The sequence below is a fragment of the Sorangium sp. KYC3313 genome (assembly GCF_052075895.1).
In the GTDB taxonomy this organism is placed as follows: Bacteria; Myxococcota_A; Polyangia; order Polyangiales; family Polyangiaceae; genus Sorangium; species Sorangium cellulosum_B.
Genome location: NZ_CP197255.1, coordinates 3,532,953 through 3,552,913 on the forward strand (window position 1 = coordinate 3,532,953; position 19,961 = coordinate 3,552,913).

A 19,961-nucleotide genomic window follows, 5' to 3' on the forward strand; every position below is an offset into this window, starting at 1 on the left:
GCTGACCGGCCCGGGCCCGCCCCGGATCGCCCCGATGGGGCAAAACTCCCCTGGACGGGCCCCCGCGGGCCGCGGCGTCACCTGCGCGCCACGTCCTCCCACGAGCCGGTCGCCGCGAGCTGCGGCGCGGGCACCGGCGCCGACCAGCGCAGCGGCAGCGCGTCCTCCCGCCAGGCGCCCTCGGCCACGTGGAACCGCAGGAGCCGCCGGGCGCCTCTCGATCGTGCTCGCTGCGCACGAGCCCCCCCCGGTCCCCATCCATGTCGTCACCCGGAGGGCCGGCGGGCGGCGGTCAGGGTGCGCGCGTTCGTGGATTTCCTCGTCGATCGGCTCCGGTCCGAGGCGTGGCTGAGCTCGTGATCGCAGGCGAGCTCGCGCGTCGAACCTCGGCCGGAGGGCGCTCAGTCCGCCGGCGCGCTGGCGCGGATGAGGTGCTCGAAGGCCCCGAGGGCGGCCTTCGCGCCGTCGCCGAGGGCGACGACGATCTGCTTGAACGGCGTTGTCGTCATGTCGCCGGCGGCGAAGAGGCCGGGCACCGACGTCTGCCCGCGGTCGTTCACGACGACCTCACCGAGGCCGTTGAGCTCCACCGTCCCCTTGATGAACCCGGTGTTGGGGAGGAGGCCGATCTGCACGAACACGCCCTCGACCTCGATCTGGCGCTGCTCCTTCGTCTCGGTGTGCTCCCAGCGGAGCCCGACGACCTTCTGCCCGTCGCCCACCACCTCGGTCGTGCGCGCGCGCGTGATGATCTCGACGTTGGGCATGCTCTTGAGCTTCCGAACGAGGACCGCGTCGGCGCGGAGGGCGGGGGTGAGCTCGAGCAGGGTGACGTGGCCGACCACGCCCGCGAGATCGATCGCCGCCTCGACGCCGGAGTTGCCGCCGCCGATGACGGCCACTCGCTTGCCCTTGAACAGCGGTCCATCGCAGTGCGGGCAGTACGTCACGCCCTTGGTCCGGTACTCGGCCTCGCCGGGGACGTTCATGTCGCGCCACCGGGCGCCCGTCGCCAGCACGACGCTCTTCGCGCGGAGCGTGGCGCCGCTCGCCAGGCGCAGCTCGAACGGCGAGCCGGGCGTGATCGACGCGACGCGCTCGTGCTTGATGAGCTCGACGGGGTACGCGCGCACGTGTTGCTCGAGCGCCGCCGCGAGCTTGGGCCCGTCGGTCTCCACGACCGAGATGAGGTTCTCGATGGCGAGGGTGTCCATCACCTGCCCGCCGAAGCGCTCGGCGACGATGCCGGTGTCGAGGCCCTTGCGCGCCGCGTAGATGGCCGCCGAGGCGCCGGCGGGCCCGCCGCCGACGATGAGCATGTCGAACGGCTTGCGCTGGTCGAGCGCCTCGACGCGCTTCTTCACGGCGGAGCCGTCGTCGAGCTTGGCGAGGATCTGCTCGATCTCCATCCGACCCTGGCCGAAGGGCTCGCCGTTCAGAAAGACGGTCGGCACGGCCATGATCTTCCGCTGCTCGACCTCGCCCTGGAAGAGGGCGCCATCGACGGCGACGTGGCGAACCCTCGGGTTCCTGGCCGCCATCAGGTTCAGCGCCTGCACGACGTCGGGGCAGTTCTGGCACGATTGAGAGAAGTAGGTCTCGAACCGGAGCTCGCCGTCGAGCCGCGCGATCTGCTCGAGCGCCTCGGCGCTCACCCGCGGCGGATGGCCACCGACGTGCAGGAGCGCGAGGATCAGCGAGGTGAGCTCGTGACCGAGCGGGAGCCCCGCGAAGATCACGCGCGGCTCCTCGCCGGGGGAGTGGATGCCGAACGACGGCGTGCGCCCTTCGCCCTCGCGCCGCTCGTGGAGCTCGATGAGGGACGAGGCGCTCGCGACGTCGCGCAGGAGCGCGCGCATCTCCTCCGACCCCTGCGAGTCGTCGACGAAGGCGGTGACCGCGACGGGACGGGTCAGCCGTCCGAGGACGTCGCGGAGCTGGGTCTTGATGGAGTCTTCGAGCATGGCTGCGTTCCTTCCGTCGAATACGAGCGGGTCACGAGCGCTGTCGGGCGCCGCCGCGGCACGCGCGCGGCGACGCCCGAACACCTCAGATCTTGCCGACGAGATCGAGCGACGGCTTGAGGGTCTTCGCGCCCTCGTCCCACTTCGCCGGGCAGACCTCGCCCGGGTGCGTGGCGACGTACTGGGCCGCCTTGACCTTGCGGAGCATCTCCGCCGCGCTGCGGCCGATGCCGAGGTCGTGGATCTCGTAGACCTTGATGACGCCGTCGGGGTTCACGAGGAACGAGCCGCGGAGCGCGAGGCCCTCCTCCTCGATGAGCACGCCGAAGTTGCGCGACAGGGTGGCGGTCGGATCGCCGACGAGCGGGTACTTGACCTTCTTGATCGCCGCGGACGTGTCGTGCCACGCCTTGTGCGCGAAGTGCGTGTCCGTGGAGACGCCGTAGATCTCGACGCCCAGCTTCTGGAACTCGCCGTGGAGGTCCGCGAGGTCCTCGAGCTCGGTCGGGCACACGAAGGTGAAGTCCGCCGGGTAGAACACGAAGAGCGACCACTTGCCGAGGACCGACTCGTGCGAGACGTCCACGAACTTCCCCTGGTGGAACGCGGTGGCCTTGAACGGTTTGATGCGGGTGTTGATGAGCGACATTCTCTTTTCCTCGTTTCGGGGCGGGGGCGTCTCGTGCCTCCGCGCCAGCGAGGGGCAACGTGGTCGCTCTGCGCCGGCGATGCAAATCGAACGATTTTATGAAGAGTTCATTTTTTATGATACTCCGCCGGCCATGGACCTCGAGCAGGTGACGCTCACGCAGCTCCGCTACGCCGTGGCGGTGGAGCAGACCCGCAGCTTCCGCACGGCGGCCGAGCGCTGCCACGTCTCGCAGTCCGGGCTCAGCATGCAGGTCCAGAAGCTCGAGGAGCTCCTGGGCACCGTGCTGTTCGACCGCAGCAAGAAGCCCGTCCTGGTGACCGAGGAGGGGGCGCGCGCCATCGCTCAGATGCGCGAGATCCTCCGGGAGACGGAGCGGCTCGGTCAGATCGTCGCCGGCGACGACGCTCCGGCGGGGCGCTACCGGCTGGGGATCATCCCGACCCTCGCTCCCACCTTGCTGCCGCTGTTCCTCGACCCCTTCGTGAAGGCACACCCGCGCGTCGAGCTGTTCATCGAAGAGCTGAAGACCGAGGAGATCATCGAGCGGCTCGCCGCCGACACCCTCGACGCGGGGCTCGCCGCGACGCCGCTCCACGCTCCGGGGCTGAGCGAGACGCCCCTCGGACACGAGGCGATGGTCGCCTATCTCCCCGAGGGCGACCCGCTGCTCGACCGCAAGACGGTCACGCAGGCGAACCTCAGCGAGCGCGAGCTGTGGGTGCTCCCGGAGGGGCACTGCTTCCGGAGCCAGGTGCTCTCGTATTGCAGGAGCGGCCAGGCGAGGCCCCCGCGCGGCGTCCAGCTCGAGAGCGGCAGCTTCGAGACGTTGATCGGCCTTGTCGACACCGGGCTCGGAGCGACGGTGCTACCCGCGCTGGTGGCGCAGGGGCTGCCCCCGGACAAGCGCCGCGACCGCGTGCGGCCGCTCGCACGGCCGATCCCGCTCCGGGAGATCGGGCTCGTCACGTCGCGGACTCAGCTGCGCAGGCGCGTCACCGAGGCGCTCGCGGCCGCGATCCGCGAGCACCTCGGCCGCGCGCTCGGGCCCTCGCCCCCGGGCGGGAGCGTGCTCGATCCGCTGCTCCCCGAGGGCTGACGAGGCAGGTCCGGAGGTCATCCACGCATCGGACGATGCGGCAGCCTTCACTGCACGCCAGGCGGAAGCTCGTCCAGCGGCGGATGCCAGTGCGCGGAAGGTGTTGACCGGGTGCACGACCGCTGGGACGTTCGTGGCCGGATGATCCCCCCCGATGCTCCCCGCGGCTCTCTCTCAGCGCCCGCGCAGCGCCCGACCGCGGGGCTCGTGCCGCTCGAGCGCCCCGGCTTCGGCGCGGGCCTCAAGGCCATCCTGGGCGGCTACGGTTACCTCTTTCGCACGCCGGACCTCTGGCCGCTCGCGCTCGTCCCCACGGGCATCGCGCTGGTGCTCATGGTCGTGCTCTCCATCGTCGGCGTGAAGCTCGCGCCCTCGCTCGTCGAGCTGATCGTGAGGGAGCCGGGGACGGGGTGGCCCTGGACCGTGCTCATGGCCGTGCTGCGGATCCTCTCGCTCGCGGTGGTGCTCGTGGCCGCCCTCGTCATCTCGTTCGGGCTCGCGAAGCCGCTCTCGGGGACCGCGCTGGAGCGGATGGTGCGCAGGGCCGAGGCCGATCTCGGGGCGCCCCCGTGGCCGGAGGTCGGCTTCTTCGCGGACATGTGGCGCGCGCTGCAGTCGTCGCTCGTGGCGCTCGCCTTCACGCTCCCGATCCTCATCGTCCTCGGCGTCGTGGGTCTCCTCTTCGCGCCGGCGAGCGTCGTCGTCGTCCCGCTCCAGCTCGCGGTGACGGCGCTCGCGGGGGCCTGGGACCTCTGCGACTGCCCGCTGTCGATCCGCGGCGTGCCCGTGGCGGCGCGGATCGATTTCGTGCGCCGGAACCTCGCCGCGGTGATGGGCTTCGGCTCCGGCCTCGCGCTGCTCTCGTTCTTGCCTTGCGCGCTGCTCCTCGTGCTCCCGGCCGGCGTCCTCGGGGCGGCTCGACTCGTCGTCGCGCTGGAGCGGTGGGAGGCCACGACGCGAGCGCCGCGCTGAGCTCGGGCTGTCCGGGCCGCAGCGCCGGGGCTTGAACGGCAGGGCGGTCTGCTACGTCGCCCAGAGCACCGAAAGATCGAGCTCGACGGCCTCGAACGGCGGGGCAACCGAGCACGATCCGGCCGGCGGGCCCGCGCTCCGGCGCGGGGAGGTCCGTCGCGCCGCCGCTACATCCAGAGGCGCGCCACGATCCCGTACGTCCCTGGACCTGGCACGCCCCCCTGGTTCTCGCCGCAGATCACGACCTTCTGGCCCGGGTAGACCGCGGCCCGGTGGATGCCGCCCGAGTCGCCGATATACAAGGAGAGCACCCCGCCGACTCCGAAGTTGGGATCGAGCCTGCCGTCGCGCAGGTAGCGCGCGAGCACCGGCCCAGGCGTGGCGCCGCCTGTCGCATTGCCCACGACCAGGATCCGGCCGTCGGGGAGCACGATGGCGTCCTCCGCCACGTCGTCGCCGTCGGTGATCGGGAGCGCGACGACGCCCGACGCGCCAAAGCTCGGGTCGGCGGCGCCGTCTTCGAGGAAGCGGCGGACCTCGAAGTCGGCGCCCCCGTCCTTGCCGACGCTGCCGCCGACGAGGATGCGGCCGTCGTCGAGGACGGCGATCGCCGCCGTGCGCTCGCTGCTCGCGGACGTGCCGAAGACCTGCTGGCCGCCGGTCCCGAAGGTGGTGTCGGGCTGCCCGTCGGCGAGGAAGCGGGCGAGGATGCCGTCGGACTGGCCCCCCGCGTCCACCTCGCCCAAGACCAGGATCCGGCCCTCGCGGTCGACGACCACGGCCCTCGCGGTGGAGGCGCGGTCGAGCGCCCAGAAGCCGTTCGGCGCGGCAAAGGCGGTGTCGAGCCTCCCACTCGAGGAGATGCGCGCCACCATCATGCGCGCGTCGCGCGCGCCGGCGACGAGGATCTTGTCGTTGGCCAGGACGTGCCCGTCCACGACCGTCTCTTCGCCGCCCGTGTCGACCAGCGCCTTGCCGTTGTTGCCGAACTCCGCGTCCGCGGTCGCGCCGTTCGCCCCGACGCGCCAGAGGGCGATGTCACGCGGCTCCGGGATCTCGTGCCAGCCCATCGCGATGATCTTGCCGTCCACCTGATGCCCTATCGCGGACGACTCGGCCTCGGAGCCCGAGCTGCTCCCGATCCTTGTCGAGAGCAAGGCGCCGCCGGCGAAGTCGGGATCCAGCGCGCCGGCGCTGGTCAGGCGCGCTATCTTCATCGAGGAGCCGCCGACGCCGCCGATGCCCCAGCCGGTCGCGACGATCCGCTCGCCGACCACCTCGATATCGGTGAAATAGCCGCCGTCGTCGTTCCCGAAGCGCACCGGCGCAATGCCCGTCGCCACGCCGAACGTCGCGTCCAGGGAGCCGGGGCGGCCGGTCACGAGCGCGTTCGTCACGGCGGCGGTGCTCTCCAGGGCGCCGGAGGTCGCCGTCAGGGTGAAGGAGATCGTGTTGCCCAGGGCGAGCGGCGCCTCGGCGCCTACCACGATCTCGGCCTTCGTCTCCTTGGCGGCGATCGTGATGCGATCGACGACGAGGCCCGCAGGAGGGCTCACCGCCGCCACCGTCACCTCGCCATCGAAGCCGCCAGTGCGGCGTATCTCGATCTCGACAAGGTTCTTCCCCCCGAGAGGCACCGTGACGTTGGGCGTCAGGACGACGAGCGCGAGATCCATGACACCAGGGCCGTGACCGCCGCCGCCGGCCTCGCCGCCGCCGAGCCCGCCGCCGCCAGCGTCGCTGCCGCCAACCCCGGAGGGCGCGCCCCCGCTCCCTTGAGACGTCTGGCCGTCGGGCCCGCCCGTGTCGCGATCGTCGCTCACGTCATGAATGCCCAGGATCTGCTGGCAGCCCGCGAGAGCGAGCGGGAGCGAGGGCATGCACAGAAGCGGGAGTAAGGCCGCGAGCCGCCGGCGAGGACGCATTGCCGCCATCGTCGCACCCCCCCTCGCGACGTCAACCCGGACCAGGAGCTGCTCAGGGCGCGCTGGCCGGCGCTTGCCCGGCGCGCGGTACTGCAGCGCCGCCGGCGCGCTCGCGCCGCCTGTGCCGATCACCCGTCGCGCGAGTCGCGCGTCCCCTCCGCGTCGCCCGCGTCGCCCGCGCGCTCGCGCCCCGCCCTGCGCTTGCGCCGCCGCTTGACCGACACCCCGCTCGACTGCATCGCGAAGAGGAGCGCCTCCCGGAGGTTCGAGAGCGTCTTGATGTTCGACAGATCGAGCCCCAGCGACACCACCGTCTGCGCCACCTCGGGCCGGATGCCGACGACGATGCCCTGCGCCCCGAGCAGCGCCACGGCGTCGATGAGCCTCAGCACGTGATCGGCCGTGGCCGCGTCCACGGCGCTCACCCCGGTCAGATCGATGATCGCGTGACGGCAGCGGGTCCGCGCCACGGCCTCGAGCAGCACCTCCATCATCTGCTGCGCCCGCTCCTCGTCGAGGACGCCGAGCACCGGCATCGTCAGCACCCCCCTCCAGACCTCGATGATCGGCGTCGACAGCGCCCGGATCGCCTCCTGCTGCTGCTCGATGATCGCGAGCCGCTCGTTCAGCACGGCCTGCTGGCGCTTCTTCTCGGTGATGTCCGTCGCGCCGCCCGCCATCTGGAACGGCACGCCCTTGTCGTCCCACTCGGCCATGCCGCGGGTGAACACGTCGCGGTACTCGCCGTCCTCGCGCCGCAGCCGACACTCCACCTCGAACGGCCGCCGCTCCTCGAGGTGAGCCCTCAGCGCGGCCTGCACCGCCCCCTGGTCGTCGGGGTGCACGCGCTCGAAGAAGCTCGCGAACGTCCCGCCCCACGCCTCGCGGCGGACGCCGATCAGCTGGAGCATGCGATCGCTCCAATCCACCGTGTCCTCGCGGAGGTTCCAGAACCAGACGCCCTCGTTCGACGCCTCCGCGAAGAGCCGGTAGCGCGCCTCGCTCCTCCGGAGGGCGGCCTCGGCGCGGCGCAGCTCGGCCACGTCGGTGGTGCCGCCGATCCACCGGAAGATGTTCCCCGCGGCGTCGCGCTGCGGAAGCGCGCTGACCACGTGCTCCCGGTACGTCTGATCGCTCGCCCGCCGCAGGCGGAACTCCGTGTGGTACGGCTCGCCCGTCGCGAGGCTCCGGGTCCACGCCGCCACCGTCTTCGGGACGTCGTCCGGGTGCAGCACCGCGAGCCAGCCCTCGCCGATCATCTGCTCCTCCGTGCGGTCGAAATAGTCGAGGACCGCCCGGTTCACGAAGTTCAGCTGGCCGTCCGGGCGCGCGGTCCACACCTGGAGGGGCATCGCGTTCCCGAAGAACCGGAGCTGCGCGTCCAGGTCGCCGAGCGGCGCGTCCAGCAGCCCAGCCCCGCTCGCCGGGCCGCCGGCCCCGCGCACCCGGCTCGGCGGCGGCGCGTCCCGCCCGTCCGGCTCCTCCACCTCCTCCTGCCCCGCCCAGGAGGCGTCCCCGAGCGCGCGGAGGAGCGGCTCCTCCAGGTCGAGCGTGCGCTCCGCGCGGCTCTCCGCGACCCGCGCGCGCACGAGGCGGAGCAGCTCCTTCCGCACCTCCTCCTCGATCCGGCCGCGCAGGTAGTCCTTCGCGGAGGCCCGCGACTCGGCGAACCTCACCGACTCCGCCGACAGCTCCGCGACGTCCAGGAAGATCCCGAGCGGCGCGCAGGGCCTCGGCGTGATGCGCAGCGCGAGGGTCGCGTCGAGCCGGTGCTCCTTCGCCTCTCCCTCCGCGTCGACCCGCACCGTCACGGCGTGCGGGATCGCGACATCGAACGCGCCGCTCATGCTCCGCGTCGCCGCCGGTTCGCCGACCTCGAAGTCCACCGTGAGCCGCGACGGCCTGCCGAGGACCTCGAGCTCCCGCTCCGCGCGGCGCCCGACCGGGAGGAGGGCGATCACCTGGCGACGTATCACGTCCTCGGTCATCGCGAGATCGACGATGCTCCGACCCAACTCCTCGAGCGTCAGCCCTCCGTCCTTCACCGCGTCTCCTTCCCGATCCCGCTCTCCCCCCGGTGTCCGTTAGCCCTCCTCGCGCCCGGAGGGCAATCGGTTGACGTTAACGCACCGCGCCGCTCGCCGGAAGCCCTCGCGAGGCTCAGCTCGACGCCGATGTGTACCGGCCTATCGCCCGCTTCCACACGCCGCGCGCGACGGCGCCGAAGGCGATCGCGCCGAGCGCCGCGGCGGCGGCCGTGCGCGGTGCGATGGTGCCGAGCATCGCCTCCGCCGGGTACGTGGTCATCAGCCCGAGCGGGACGATCACGGTGAAGACGACGCGCCAGAAGCCGCTGAAGATCGTGACCGGCCAGCGCGCGAAATCGAAGATGGAGTTGAAGAGGTAGGCCAGGTTGTCGAGGCGCACGACCCAGAACGCGGCGGAGATGACCAGGATGCACATGGAGTAGAGCACCAGCGTCGCCGTCACGAGCAGGCACAGCGCGAGCGCGACGTGGGCGGGCGCGGGGGCGCGCCCCATCTGGGCGAAGGCGTAGACGAAGATCGCCACCGCGGCCGCGGCGTCCACGACCTTGCGGATCTCGAACCGGGCCGTGGAGACGAGGAACTGCGCGTCGGCCGGCTTGAGCAGCGTGAAGTCGAGCGTGCCCTTCCGGATCTGGTCGACCACGCTGATGAGCGACGGGTTCACGGCCCCCTCGAGGATGCCCTTGAGCAGCGTGAACCACCCGACGACGACGAGCGCCCGCTCGTACGTCCAGCCCTGCACCGGCGGCCGGGCCGAGAGCGCGATGTGGAGCGGCACCAGCCCGACCACCGTCCACACGACGGTCATCACCGCGCCGAGCAGGAAATCCCACCGGTACTGCATCCCGAGCGCGATCGACACGCGCAGCTGCGTCGCGAGCAACCGGAGGTAACGCACGCCGCTCACCCGCCGAACGCCGAGAACCGCCGGACCCCCGCGCGCCACGCGACGAGCGCGGCGGCGGCGGACGCGGCGGCGAAGGCCCACTGCACCGCGAGCTCGGTGAGCGCGCGGCCCGGGTCGAGCAGGCCGGTGATGAGCTCGACGGGGAACGCGAGGCTGTAACGGAACGGCAGGACCCGCGCGAGATCGGCGAGCCACGAGGGGAACAGCTCGATCGGGACGAGGTAGCCGGCGAGGACCATGAAGGCCGCGAGGTAGACGTCGAACACCGCGGTCGAGCTGTCGATCACGAACGCCAGCGAGCCGATCAGCGCCATGGTGAAGAAGTTGATCGCCCAGGCGCCGACGAGGGAGGCGACCCAGAGCCCGAGATCGAGGGCCGTCGGCTGAAACCGCTCGCCCGACGTCGCGACGAGCGCGATGACCGCGATGGGCAGGCAGAGCGCCGCCCGGAGCGGCAGCGCGGCGAGGTTCTCGGCGGCGTACGAGAAGAGCGGGTGGATCGGCCGGAGCAGGCGCTGCGAGAGGGCGCCGCTCTTGATGTCCATGTTCATCTCCCAGACGAGCCACGAGCCGGTCAGCTGCCGGACGATGAGGATGGCCAGGAAGTACGCCGAGAAGTCCCGCGCCTCGAAGCGGCCGACCGGCGCGCTCGCGGCCACCGCCGACCAGAGCGCGAGGCTCACGAGCGGCATCGTCGTCGTGAGCATCCAGATCAGCATCTCGGCCCGGTACGCGAGCGCGGCCGCGAGCCCGACGCGGAGCAGCGTCGGGAACGCCCGGGCGGCTCGAGCGAGCTCGCTCATGACGCGGCCCCGCCCGTCGACCCCGACGGCTCGCCTTCCGGCGCGCTCTCCGGCTCGCCTTCCGGCGTCGCCGAGGGCTCCACGCCCGAAAAGAGCTCGCGCATCACCTCCTCCAGGGGAGGATCCTCGACCGTGAGATCCGAGATGTCGGTGTGGCCGAGCAGCCAGGACATGGCGTCGCGCAGCTCTGCCTGCGGCACCTGCAGCACCGCGTGGCCAGAATCGAGCGAGAGGACGGCGCCCACCCGCTCGAGGAGCGCCTGGTCGACCGGGCTCTTGAAGTGCAGCGCGATCCGCTTGTGGGGCCGCACGCTGCGGACGAGCGCCGCGAGGTCGCCGTCGTAGCGCAGCCTGCCCTTGTCGATGACGATGACCCGCGGACAGAGCGCCGCCACGTCGTCCATGTAATGGGACGTGAGCACGATCGTCGCCCGCCGCCGCTCGTTGTAGCGGCGGATGAACTCGCGGACGCCGAGCTGCATCGCCACGTCGAGCCCGATCGTCGGCTCGTCGAGGAACAGGATCTCCGGCCGGTGCAGCAGGGCCGCGGCCAGCTCGCACTTCATGCGCTCGCCGAGCGAGAGCTGCCGCGTCGGCTTCGTCGCGATCTCGGCGATGCCGAGGAGGTCTTCCAGCTCACCGAGGGTCTCCTTGAAATCCGCGTCGCCGATCCCATAGATCGCCCGGTTCACCGCGAAGGTCTCGGCGGGCGGGAGGTCCCAGAGCAGCTGCTGCTTTTGCCCCATCACGAGGGTGATCCGCTTGAGGAAATCGGGCTCACGGTGCCGCGGGACGAAGCCGGCGACCTCGACCTTGCCGCCCGACGGGTGGAGGAGCCCGGAGAGCACCTTCAGCGTCGTCGTCTTCCCGGCGCCGTTCGGGCCGAGGAAGCCGACGCGCTCGCCGGGCGCGATCGAGAACGAGAGGTCCTCGACGGCGTGGACGACCTTGGTGCGGCGCCGGAAGAGCGAGCGCACGGAGGCCGAGAAGCCGGCGGCGCGCTCGTGGACCTGGTACGTCTTGGAGAGCGACTCCACCACGATGGAGCTCGACGCCTCTGCCATGGGCGGCGGAGACTAGCACCTCCGTGCTGGGGCTCCCGCGACGGTCGGCGCTCGACCGGCCGATCCCGTGGGCTAATCTCGTGACACGGGGGGCAACGGCCGCCGGAATTCCCCTATGCCGCAGAGCTTCAAGGACGACACGATCCACGACCTTCCGCTCCCGGCGAGCGGCGCGCGGCAGGGGGCCGACCCCGCGGACGCCGTCGCGACCGGCCCGCGGCAGGTCCTCGCAGGCCGGTACGAGCTCCTCGGGCTGGTCGGCATCGGCGGGATGGGCAGCGTGTACCGCGCCCGCGACCTGGAGCTCGAGGAGCTCGTCGCGGTCAAGGTGCTGCGCCGGGAGCTCAGCGTCGCGCCGGAGGTGACCGATCGGTTCCGGCGCGAGGTGCGGCTCTCGCGCAAGGTCACGCACCCGAACGTGGCGCGGGTCTTCGACATCGGCGAGCACGAGGGCGACCGGTTCCTGACGATGGAGTTCGTCGACGGCGAGCCGCTCGCCGCGCTGCTCGCGCGCGAGCGGCGGCTCGGCATGACCCGCGCGCTGGACGTCGTGGAGGGCGTCTGCGCGGGCCTCCACGCCGCGCACCGGGCCGGCGTCATCCACCGCGACCTCAAGCCGGACAACGTGCTGCTCGGGCGCGACGGGCGCGTCGTCCTGACCGACTTCGGGATCGCGCGCGCGGTCGCGAGCGGCGAGGCGGGCAAGACGCTGGGCGCCGTCATGGGGACGCCGGCGTACATGGCGCCCGAGCAGGTGCAGGGCGCCGACGACGTCGACGCGCGCGCCGACATCTACGCCCTCGGGGCGATGCTCTTCGAGATGCTCACGGGCGAGCGCGCGTGGCAGGGCGACGCGCCGCTCGCCGTCGCCGCGGCGCGGCTCTTCGCCGACCCGCCGGATCCGCGGCTCCGGCGCGCCGACCTGCCCGACGCGCTCGCGCGCGTGGTGCTCCGCTGCATGGCGCGCGAGCGCGACCACCGGTATCCGTCCGTCGAGAGCGTCGTGCACGACCTCGCCTCGCTCACCCGCCCGGCCACGGTGACGCCGCCGGCGTTCACGCCGCCGCAGGGGCGGACGGCGGTCTCCGGGGTGACCCCGGGGGCGAGCGCCGGGGTGGCCGAGCACGGCGGCAAGAGCGTCGTGGTCCTGCCGTTCGCGAACCAGGGACCTGCGTCGGACGCGTACCTGGCCGAGGAGCTGACGGACGATCTCGTCGACACGCTCTCCATGACGCCGGGCCTCCGGGTGAGGCCGCGCGGGGCGCTCGAGCGGCGCTCGTCCTCCGAGCTCGATCCGCGCGAGGTCGGGCGCGAGCTCGGCGTGCAGGTGGTCGTCGGGGGCTCGGTGCGGCGGCGCGACGGGACGGTGCGGATCAGCGCGCGGCTCATCAGCGTCGCCGACGGGTTCCAGCTGTGGGCGAAGCGCTTCGATCGCCCCGAGGCGGAGGTGCTGCGGATCAACGACGAGGTGGCCGAGGCGGTCGCGGCGGCGCTGACGCTCGACGGGGCCGCGCCGAACCGCACGGCGCCGAGCGATCCCGTCGCGCTCGACCTGTTCCTGCGCGGGCGCCACGAGTACCGCAGGTTCTGGCCGGAGCACCAGGAGCGGGCGATCGCGCTGTTCGAGCAGGCGCTCTCGCGCGCGCCCGAGGATCCGATGATCCTGTCGGCCTACGCGATCGCGCGCTGCCGCTTCTGGTTCTTCACCGACCGCGGCGGGGAGCTCGCCACGGAGGCGGCTTCGCGCGCCGTCGCCGCGGCGCCCGGGCTGCCGGACGCGCGGCTCGCGATGGCGTCGGTGCGGTTCCAGCGCCTCGACGTGGTCGGCGCGATGCGGGAGCTCAAGGCGGCGCTCGCGTGCCGCTCGGGCAACGCCGAGGCGGAGGGCCTCATCGGCCACATCCTGCTCGAGTGCGGCGCCTTCGAGGAGGGCGCGCGCCGCGCCCGGTCCGCGCTGGCGCGCGATCCCGAGGTGGTGCTGGCGGCGCAGGCGCTGGCGCGCGCGTACACGCTGCTGGACCGGTGGTCGGACGCCGACGACGTGATCCGGGCGCATCCGATGGTGGGCAGCGGCTCGGGCTACACCGTCCTGCGGATGCGCCGCGCGCTCTGGCAGCGCGAGCCGGAGGTGCTCGAGAAGCTCTCTCAGCGGCGCGTGAGCGAGGCCTTCCCGGACCTCCCCGCGCCGTTCGCGCACGTGATCGCTGACCTCATCGAGGGGCGGCTCTCGGACATCCGGCCCGTGCAGGTCGAGGGGGAGCGCCCGGCCGTCACGGCGCTGCGGCGCACGTCGTTCTTCCGGCAGCTCCAGGCGGAGTTCGCGGCCTTCCTCGGCCAGCGAGAGCTCGCGCTGGCCGCGCTCGAGCTCTCGCTGGCCGACGGCCTGTTCGACCTGATCTGGCTCGAGCGCTGTCCGGTCCTCGCACCCCTGCGCGACGAGCCGCGGTATGCGGCCGTCCACGCGGCGGTGCAGCGGCGGGCCTCCGCGGTGGTCGCGGTCTACCGCGAGCGCTGAGGCGCGGCGCTCAGCTCGGCGCGCGGAACAGCGCGAGCACGCCGGTGTAAAGGGCGAGCCTGGCCTGGCCCCGGGCCCAGGGGGCGATCTCGAAGCTCGAGTGCATGCCGGCGATCGGGAGGTCGGCGAAGCGCTGGCGCAGGATGCGCGGCTCGACGTCGGGCGTCCCGTACAGGCCCTGGCCGCGCCCGGCGCAGGTCAGGTAGAGCGCGAAGCGGGGGGCCGACCCGAGCGCGCTCCGGGACACCTGCCGGGCGATCCCCTCGAGCCCGGCGCGGCCGGCGGCGGCGTCGCGCACCGCGAAGGCGAGGCGCGCGCCGGGCCTCGCTTCGTCGCCGAGCAGGAGCCCCCGCCGCGACGGATCGATGCCGCGGACCGGCCGCAGCACGTAACGCTCGGAATCGAGCGCCTCCGCCTCGGCGTCGCCGCGGTCGGCGCCCGGCGGGTCGGCCAGCGCGGCGAGGATGAGCTGCTGCGCGCTGGGCGGCTCGCCGAGCGTGGCGGTCGCGGCGGAGAGCAGGTCGAGCGCCGGCTGCCCGCCGGCGCGGAGCACGACGCCGCCGCTCGCCTCGTCGATGCGGTGGAAGCCGGAGATCAGCCTGGCGGCGGGCGAGGCGGCGACGAGCGGCGGGGCGAACCCGGTGATGGCGAGGCCCGTCGCCGGGCCCTCGATGAGCTCGCCCTGCGACGTCACGCCGATGGCGGAGCCGGAGGCCGTCCCGGCGCCGAAGAGGCACGCGTTCGGCGCGGACAGGGAGAGCGCCTCGAGCCGCTCGGGCGCGAACGCCCCGGGCCGGGCGAAGAGGATGGCCGTCGCGGAGCGCTGGCCGACGGCGCGGGCGAGCGCCTCGCGCAGGAGGCGGCTCGGCTCCTCGGCGCGCTCGGGCAGCGCGAAGGGGGTGACCTGCCCGCCGGACCACAGCACGCCGCTCGCGCCGGTGTCCCCCTCGATCTCGCCGCGCTCGCTGAGCACGCCCGCGGCCGGCACGACGCAGGCGGGGACGCCGCGCCAGGCGCTGCGGACGAGCTCGGCGATGCCCGAGGCGCGCTGGGCGAGCTGTCCGGAGGCGAAGACGACCCCGCCCGACGGCGACGGCACCGCGCTTCGCAGGTCCGCCAGGTGCTGGAGAAGGCCATCCGGCCCACAGGTCGCGGAGAAGCTTCGTGCCATGGCTGGCTCGTCTCCATCCTAACCGAGCCTCCGCCCACTCGACAGGCCCCACCCAAGAAGTTTATCGTGCGACAGTCGCGCCGGCGCCTCGGGGATTTCCTCACGGGACGGCAAGCGAAGGACCGGGCAAGCTCGATGAGGATCCAATCATTTGGCCGCACCGATGTCGGGCGCCACCGGCGCGCCAATGAGGATGCGTTCTTCCGGGACGACGAGCTCCGCCTCTACATCGTCGCGGACGGCATGGGCGGGCACGCGGCCGGCGAGGTCGCGAGCGCCGAGGCGGTCGAGACGATCTACGGCATGGTGAAGCGGGGCCTGCCTGCCATCGGCGATCCGAACGAGCCGCTGACGCAGCCCAAGGCGCGCGCCGTGCTGCGCATCCTCGAGGGCGCGATCCAGGCGGCGACGTACATGGTCTTCGCGATCGCCGAGCTCGATCGCGACAAGAGCGGCATGGGCACGACGATCAGCGCGGCGCTCATCGTCGGCGGCGCGCTCGTGACCGGCCAGGTGGGCGACAGCCGCATCTACCAGGTCCGCAACGGGACCGCGGTGCAGATGACCGAGGATCACACGCTGATCGCGTGGCAGATCAAGAACGGCCTCATCTCCGTGGACGAGGCCAAGAGCTCGCCCCACCGCAACGTGATCACGCGCGCGGTCGGCAACCGGGACTACGTCGAGGTCGACACCTCGATCGTCGCCGTGGAGGAGGGCGATCGATACCTGCTCTGCTCCGACGGGCTGCACGGGTATCTCCACGCCGAGGAGGAGGTCGCGAGCATCGCCTCGAAGGGCGGCGACGCGGCGGTCGACCTCTTCATCGACCTCGCGAATCGGCGCGGGGGGCGGGACAACATCACGGCGGTGCTGGTCGAGGTGGGCTGACGCGCCCGCGCGAAAGTCGGCTACGCTGCCCGCATGGCGCTGAAGGACAGACTGGTCACCGAGGGCATGAAGCTCGCCGCGAACCCGAACGTGGCGAAGCTGATGCAGGACGAGCGGTTCATGCGGCTGTTCATGACGGCGATGAGCGTGCCCGGCCGGGTCTCCTCGTTCACCGCGGAGCAGAAGGAGACGTTCGCCAAGGCGATGGGCCTGGCGACCGTCGAGGAGGTCCGCGACCTCAAGCGCATGGTGGCCTCGCTGGAGCGCGAGCTCGCGAGGCTCCGGCGCGAAGGCTGAGCCTCGGGGCTGGTCGCAGGCGGTAACGAAGCGCCGCGCCGCGTTTCTTCCTACATTCGAACGTTCACGTGGGTGACCGATGGGGGGGCGAGCGGCGCGGCGCGCGCTGCCGAGAGCGCCGCCGCGCCCCCGCGACGGGTCACTTCGTGTCGCCGCGCGCGTAGATGCTGGCGACGTAGTCGAGCACGTCGCGCGCCGAGACCTCGTTGTACCCGAAGTACTTGATCATCCGGGTCTTGATGATGTCGATCTTCTCCTGCGTCTCCTTGTCGATGACGCTCGACACGAGGGTCTGGAGCTTGATCGCGTCCTTCTGATCCTCGAACAGCTTGAGCTCGAGGGCGCGGCGCAGCCGGTCGTTCGTGTGCCACTCGAACTTCTTGCCGTCGACCGCGAGCGCGCCGATGTAGTTCATGATCTCGCGGCGGAAGTCGTCCTTGCGGTTCTCGGGGATGTCGATCTTCTCCTCGATCGAGCGCATCAGCCGCTCGTCGGGCTCGACGTCCTCGCGGGTGAAGCGGTCCTTCACCTTCTCCTTCAGGGTGTAGGCCTTGATCGAGTCGATGTAGTTCGCGGCGAGCTTCTGGATCGCGTCCTCGTCGGCGCTGATCGCCCGCTGCACCTCGTTCTTGACGATCTCCTCGTACTCGCGCTTCACCATCCCGATGCACTCGGTGAAGCGCTTGCGCTGCTCGTCGTTCGTGATGAGCGAGTGGTGCCGGAGGCCCTTCTCGAGCTCGCTCATGACCATGAAGGGGTTGATCGTCCCCTCGCCGAGGTCGTTGACGAGCGCGTTCGAGATCTTGTCCTGCACGTAGCGGGGGCTGATCCCTTCCATGCCCTCGCGCGACGCCTCCTTGCGGAGCTCCTTCACGGTGTCCTGCGTGTAGCCGGGCAGGACCTTGCCGTCGTAGAGCTTCATCTTCTGGACGAGCGACAGGTTGTGCTTCTTCGGGTCCTCGAGCCGGGTGAGCGCGGCCCACATCGCGGCGACCTCGAGCGTGTGCGGGGCGATGTGCTTGCCGCGGATCTTCTCCTTGTTGAAGTCCTTCTCGTAGATCCGGATCTCCTCCGACACCTTCGTGATGTACGGGATATCGATCTTGATCGTGCGGTCGCGGAGGGCCTCCATGAACTCGTTGTTCAGGAGCTTCTTGTACTCGGCCTCGTTGGTGTGGCCGATGATGACCTCGTCGACGTCCGTCTGGGCGAACTTCTTCGGCTTGATCTTGTGCTCCTGCGACGCGCCGAGCAGGTCGTAGAGGAACGCGACGTCGAGCTTCAGCACCTCGATGAACTCGACGATGCCGCGGTTCGCGATGTTGAACTCGCCGTCGAAGTTGAACGCGCGCGGGTCCGAGTCCGAGCCGTACTCGGCGATCTTGCGGTAGTTGATGTCGCCGGTGAGCTCGGTCGAGTCCTGGTTCTTCTCGTCCTTCGGCTGGAAGGTGCCGATGCCGACGCGGTCCTTCTCGCTGAGCACGAGGCGGCGCACGCGCACGTGCTGCATCACCTTCGACCAGTCGCCGCCGTACTTGTCCATCAGGCGGTTGAAGATGAAGCGGCACGCGGGGTCGAGGTCGCCCTCGGTGCGGACGTGGTGCTGCGCGCTCGAGAGGCCGAGCTCGCGGAACGCGCGGTCGCGCCACGCCGGCGGGACGAGGCGCAGCGGCTCCTCGTGCATCGGGCACTTGAAGCGGGCGCTCTCCGTCCCGGCCATGCCGACGTCGTCGAGGTTCACCCAGTCGAACGTGTAGAGCGCGCCGTCGGGGGTCGTCGAGTAGTGCTCGATGCCCTTCTTGAGGAGCCGGGCGATCGTCGACTTCGACGAGCCGACCGGGCCGTGCAGCAGGATGACGCGCTTCTCCGGGCCGTAGCCCTCCGAGGCGGCCCGGAGCACGTGGACGAGCCGCATCAGCGGGATGTCGAGCCCGTACACGGCGTCGGCGCCGCCGTGCATCTCGTCCTTGAAGAAGTTGTACCGGATGAGCTTCTTCTTGTTGTCCGTGTACTCCTCGATGCCGTAGCGGATGATCATGTCGTACGCCCGCTGGAACGCGTTGCGCGTCACCTGCGGGTTCTGGCGCACGATCTGGAGGTACTCTTCGAACGTGCCCTCCCACGCGAGATCGCGGTAGAGCGCGAAGTCCTGCATCGCCGCGATCTTCTCAACCATCCCTGTCCGCAACTCGCCCATTTCGCACCCTTTTTCTCCAGGGCGATCGCGGGGCGGCCATGGCCGCCGGAGGTGCGGGGGACAGATCTCGGCTCGCCGAGCTCCGCCCCCGTCTCGCGTCGCGCGCCCAGGGGGAAGACGCCAAGCTTAACACCGATCTCGGGGAGGCAAGTCACCGCGCCCCGAGGCGTGATCCATCCCCCGGAACGGGAGCGCGCGGCGGAGCAGCCGGTCGCGCGGGTGGAGGTGCGAGGTCGACCGCGGGGAGGCGACGTCAGCGAGGCGTGGCCCCGCCGGAGCGCGCTCCCTGCGCGCCTCCCCAGGAGAGCCCGCCGCTCTCGACGACGCCGGGCCAGGAGTCGACGTATTCCGACGGCTCGCCGGGGCCGGAGATGTCGATCCAGAAGACGCGCCCGGCGCCGGGGCGGCGCACGTCGACATGGACGAACTTGCTGTTCGGGTAGAACCCGCAGCCCACGTCGTCGAGCGTGCGGCAGAACTGAAACAGCGCGGTGTTCGGGACGCCCATCACGAGGATGTCCATGGCGCGCCCCTCGGCGTGCTGGCTGTGGTGCGTGCCGGAGGTCGGCCTGCGCGCGGCCGGCGCGTCGCGCGTCGTCGGCGCCCGCGGCCTGTACCCGCTGAAGATGTGGAGCCCGCGGCGCGGGAAGGCGTCGGCGATCTGCTGGAGCAGCCAGAGCAGGCGCGGGTGGACGAGGCGGACCTGGGGCACCCACTCGAGCGCCCGCTGCCAGGTGTCGGCGTCGGGCTCGTCGGGGAGCTCTGCGCCCGGGTCGGGCGCGTCGGGCGGACGGGCCATGATCGACAGGCGATCCAGCGCGCCGGGCGCGACGGAGCCGTCGCAGCGCACCAGCTCGAAGGCGTCGTGCTGGCCGCCGTACCGGGCGAACCGGACCGGGCCCCTGCGGCAACGCCAGTCGAGCGGCTGCTTCTTCGGCGGATCCCAGAGCAGATCGAAGCCGTTCGAGGAGAGGCTCGGCCCCGTGGTCGCGAGCACCGGCGGGCCGAGGATCGGATCGAGCTGGCGGAACCACGCCGGCGCGGCCGGCTCGAGGTGGAGGGTGCCGGGCGGCTCGAAGGGGGTGAAGGGGGACCAGGCGCTCGCGAACGCCGTGGAGCCGAGGGCAGGGGAGGCGAGCGCGTGCTCGCCGAGCGCGTCCGCGGCGTCCGGCCGCGCGCCGCCCCAGGCGAGCTGCCACCACGGCTGCTGCCGCCATTTCCCGTAGGCGCTGCTCAGGTAGAGCCGGAACGGCCCGGGGCGCTCGACGGCGGCGTTGTGGAAGGCGCGGAGGAGCGGCAGCTCCGGCGCGACCGTCTCGTTCAGGTTGAAGCTCGCGCGCCTCGGCGGCTCGTCGAGCAGGCTGGCGCCGGCGCGCTGGGGGGCGGCGACGAGCGACGCGGCGAGGCCGAGGGCGGTCGCGAGGCTGTGGACGGCGGCGCGGGACGTTGCCGGCATGGG

15 protein-coding genes are annotated in these 19,961 nt (G+C 71.9%); 5 read left to right on the plus strand and 10 right to left on the minus strand.

Annotated elements, in window-relative coordinates:
* Positions 1–401: 401 nt before the first annotated feature.
* Both ahpF and ahpC read right to left on the minus strand, forming a co-directional pair.
* Positions 402–1,964, minus strand: coding sequence for an alkyl hydroperoxide reductase subunit F (ahpF, locus tag ACSRUE_RS13770; RefSeq protein ID WP_441291386.1), 1,563 nt, complete (start codon positions 1,962–1,964; stop codon positions 402–404).
* A gap of 85 nt (positions 1,965–2,049) precedes the next feature.
* The gene (gene ahpC / locus ACSRUE_RS13775) at positions 2,050–2,613 is read right to left on the minus strand and encodes an alkyl hydroperoxide reductase subunit C (RefSeq protein ID WP_012239567.1); all 564 of its coding nucleotides are present in this window, start codon (positions 2,611–2,613) and stop codon (positions 2,050–2,052) included.
* Between the two features lie 133 nt (positions 2,614–2,746).
* Between ahpC and ACSRUE_RS13780 the strand changes: the two genes are divergently transcribed.
* Both ACSRUE_RS13780 and ACSRUE_RS13785 read left to right on the plus strand, forming a co-directional pair.
* A complete protein-coding gene (locus tag ACSRUE_RS13780) occupies positions 2,747–3,712 on the plus strand; it encodes a hydrogen peroxide-inducible genes activator (RefSeq protein ID WP_437764606.1) in 966 nt (321 codons plus the stop codon).
* Positions 3,713–3,853: 141 nt separating this feature from the next.
* Positions 3,854–4,684 (plus strand): EI24 domain-containing protein, encoded by an 831-nt coding sequence (locus tag ACSRUE_RS13785; protein WP_441291387.1) that lies wholly within the window; start codon positions 3,854–3,856, stop codon positions 4,682–4,684.
* 167 nt (positions 4,685–4,851) lie between these two features.
* Here ACSRUE_RS13785 and ACSRUE_RS13790 read toward each other — a convergent pair whose 3' ends face one another.
* The 5 genes from ACSRUE_RS13790 to ACSRUE_RS13810 all read right to left on the minus strand — a co-directional run bounded on the left by ACSRUE_RS13790 (position 4,852) and on the right by ACSRUE_RS13810 (position 11,431).
* Positions 4,852–6,564 (minus strand): delta-60 repeat domain-containing protein, encoded by a 1,713-nt coding sequence (locus tag ACSRUE_RS13790; RefSeq protein ID WP_441291388.1) that lies wholly within the window; start codon positions 6,562–6,564, stop codon positions 4,852–4,854.
* A gap of 173 nt (positions 6,565–6,737) precedes the next feature.
* Entirely contained in the window at positions 6,738–8,654 is a 1,917-nt protein-coding gene (locus ACSRUE_RS13795) for a PAS domain-containing protein (protein WP_441291389.1), read from the minus strand.
* A gap of 115 nt (positions 8,655–8,769) precedes the next feature.
* On the minus strand, positions 8,770–9,555 hold the full coding sequence (locus ACSRUE_RS13800) for an ABC transporter permease (RefSeq protein WP_441293086.1): 786 nt from the start codon (positions 9,553–9,555) through the stop codon (positions 8,770–8,772).
* Positions 9,556–9,560: 5 nt separating this feature from the next.
* Positions 9,561–10,367, minus strand: coding sequence for an ABC transporter permease (locus ACSRUE_RS13805; RefSeq protein WP_437764611.1), 807 nt, complete (start codon positions 10,365–10,367; stop codon positions 9,561–9,563).
* Complete coding sequence (locus ACSRUE_RS13810) at positions 10,364–11,431, minus strand: ABC transporter ATP-binding protein (protein ID WP_441291390.1); 1,068 nt, start codon at positions 11,429–11,431, stop codon at positions 10,364–10,366. The genes ACSRUE_RS13805 and ACSRUE_RS13810 overlap by 4 nt, the downstream gene beginning before the upstream one ends.
* A gap of 115 nt (positions 11,432–11,546) precedes the next feature.
* Between ACSRUE_RS13810 and ACSRUE_RS13815 the strand changes: the two genes are divergently transcribed.
* A complete protein-coding gene (locus ACSRUE_RS13815; RefSeq protein WP_441291391.1) occupies positions 11,547–13,946 on the plus strand; it encodes a protein kinase domain-containing protein in 2,400 nt (799 codons plus the stop codon).
* Between the two features lie 10 nt (positions 13,947–13,956).
* Here ACSRUE_RS13815 and ACSRUE_RS13820 read toward each other — a convergent pair whose 3' ends face one another.
* Complete coding sequence (locus ACSRUE_RS13820) at positions 13,957–15,117, minus strand: FIST signal transduction protein (protein WP_441291392.1); 1,161 nt, start codon at positions 15,115–15,117, stop codon at positions 13,957–13,959.
* 135 nt (positions 15,118–15,252) lie between these two features.
* Between ACSRUE_RS13820 and ACSRUE_RS13825 the strand changes: the two genes are divergently transcribed.
* On the plus strand, positions 15,253–16,008 hold the full coding sequence (locus ACSRUE_RS13825) for a PP2C family protein-serine/threonine phosphatase (protein WP_437764615.1): 756 nt from the start codon (positions 15,253–15,255) through the stop codon (positions 16,006–16,008).
* Between the two features lie 33 nt (positions 16,009–16,041).
* Positions 16,042–16,305, plus strand: a complete 264-nt coding sequence (locus ACSRUE_RS13830) for a hypothetical protein (protein ID WP_441291393.1) — start codon at positions 16,042–16,044, stop codon at positions 16,303–16,305.
* Between the two features lie 139 nt (positions 16,306–16,444).
* On the opposite strand, the gene ACSRUE_RS13835 is transcribed toward ACSRUE_RS13830, so the two are convergent.
* Together ACSRUE_RS13835 and ACSRUE_RS13840 are read right to left on the minus strand one after the other, a co-directional pair.
* Positions 16,445–18,502, minus strand: coding sequence for a PrkA family serine protein kinase (locus ACSRUE_RS13835; protein ID WP_272104360.1), 2,058 nt, complete (start codon positions 18,500–18,502; stop codon positions 16,445–16,447).
* A gap of 253 nt (positions 18,503–18,755) precedes the next feature.
* Positions 18,756–19,958 carry a YcbK family protein gene (locus ACSRUE_RS13840; protein WP_437764617.1) on the minus strand — a complete coding sequence of 401 codons (1,203 nt, stop codon included), beginning with the start codon at positions 19,956–19,958 and terminating at the stop codon, positions 18,756–18,758.
* Between the last annotated feature and the right edge of the window lie 3 nt (positions 19,959–19,961).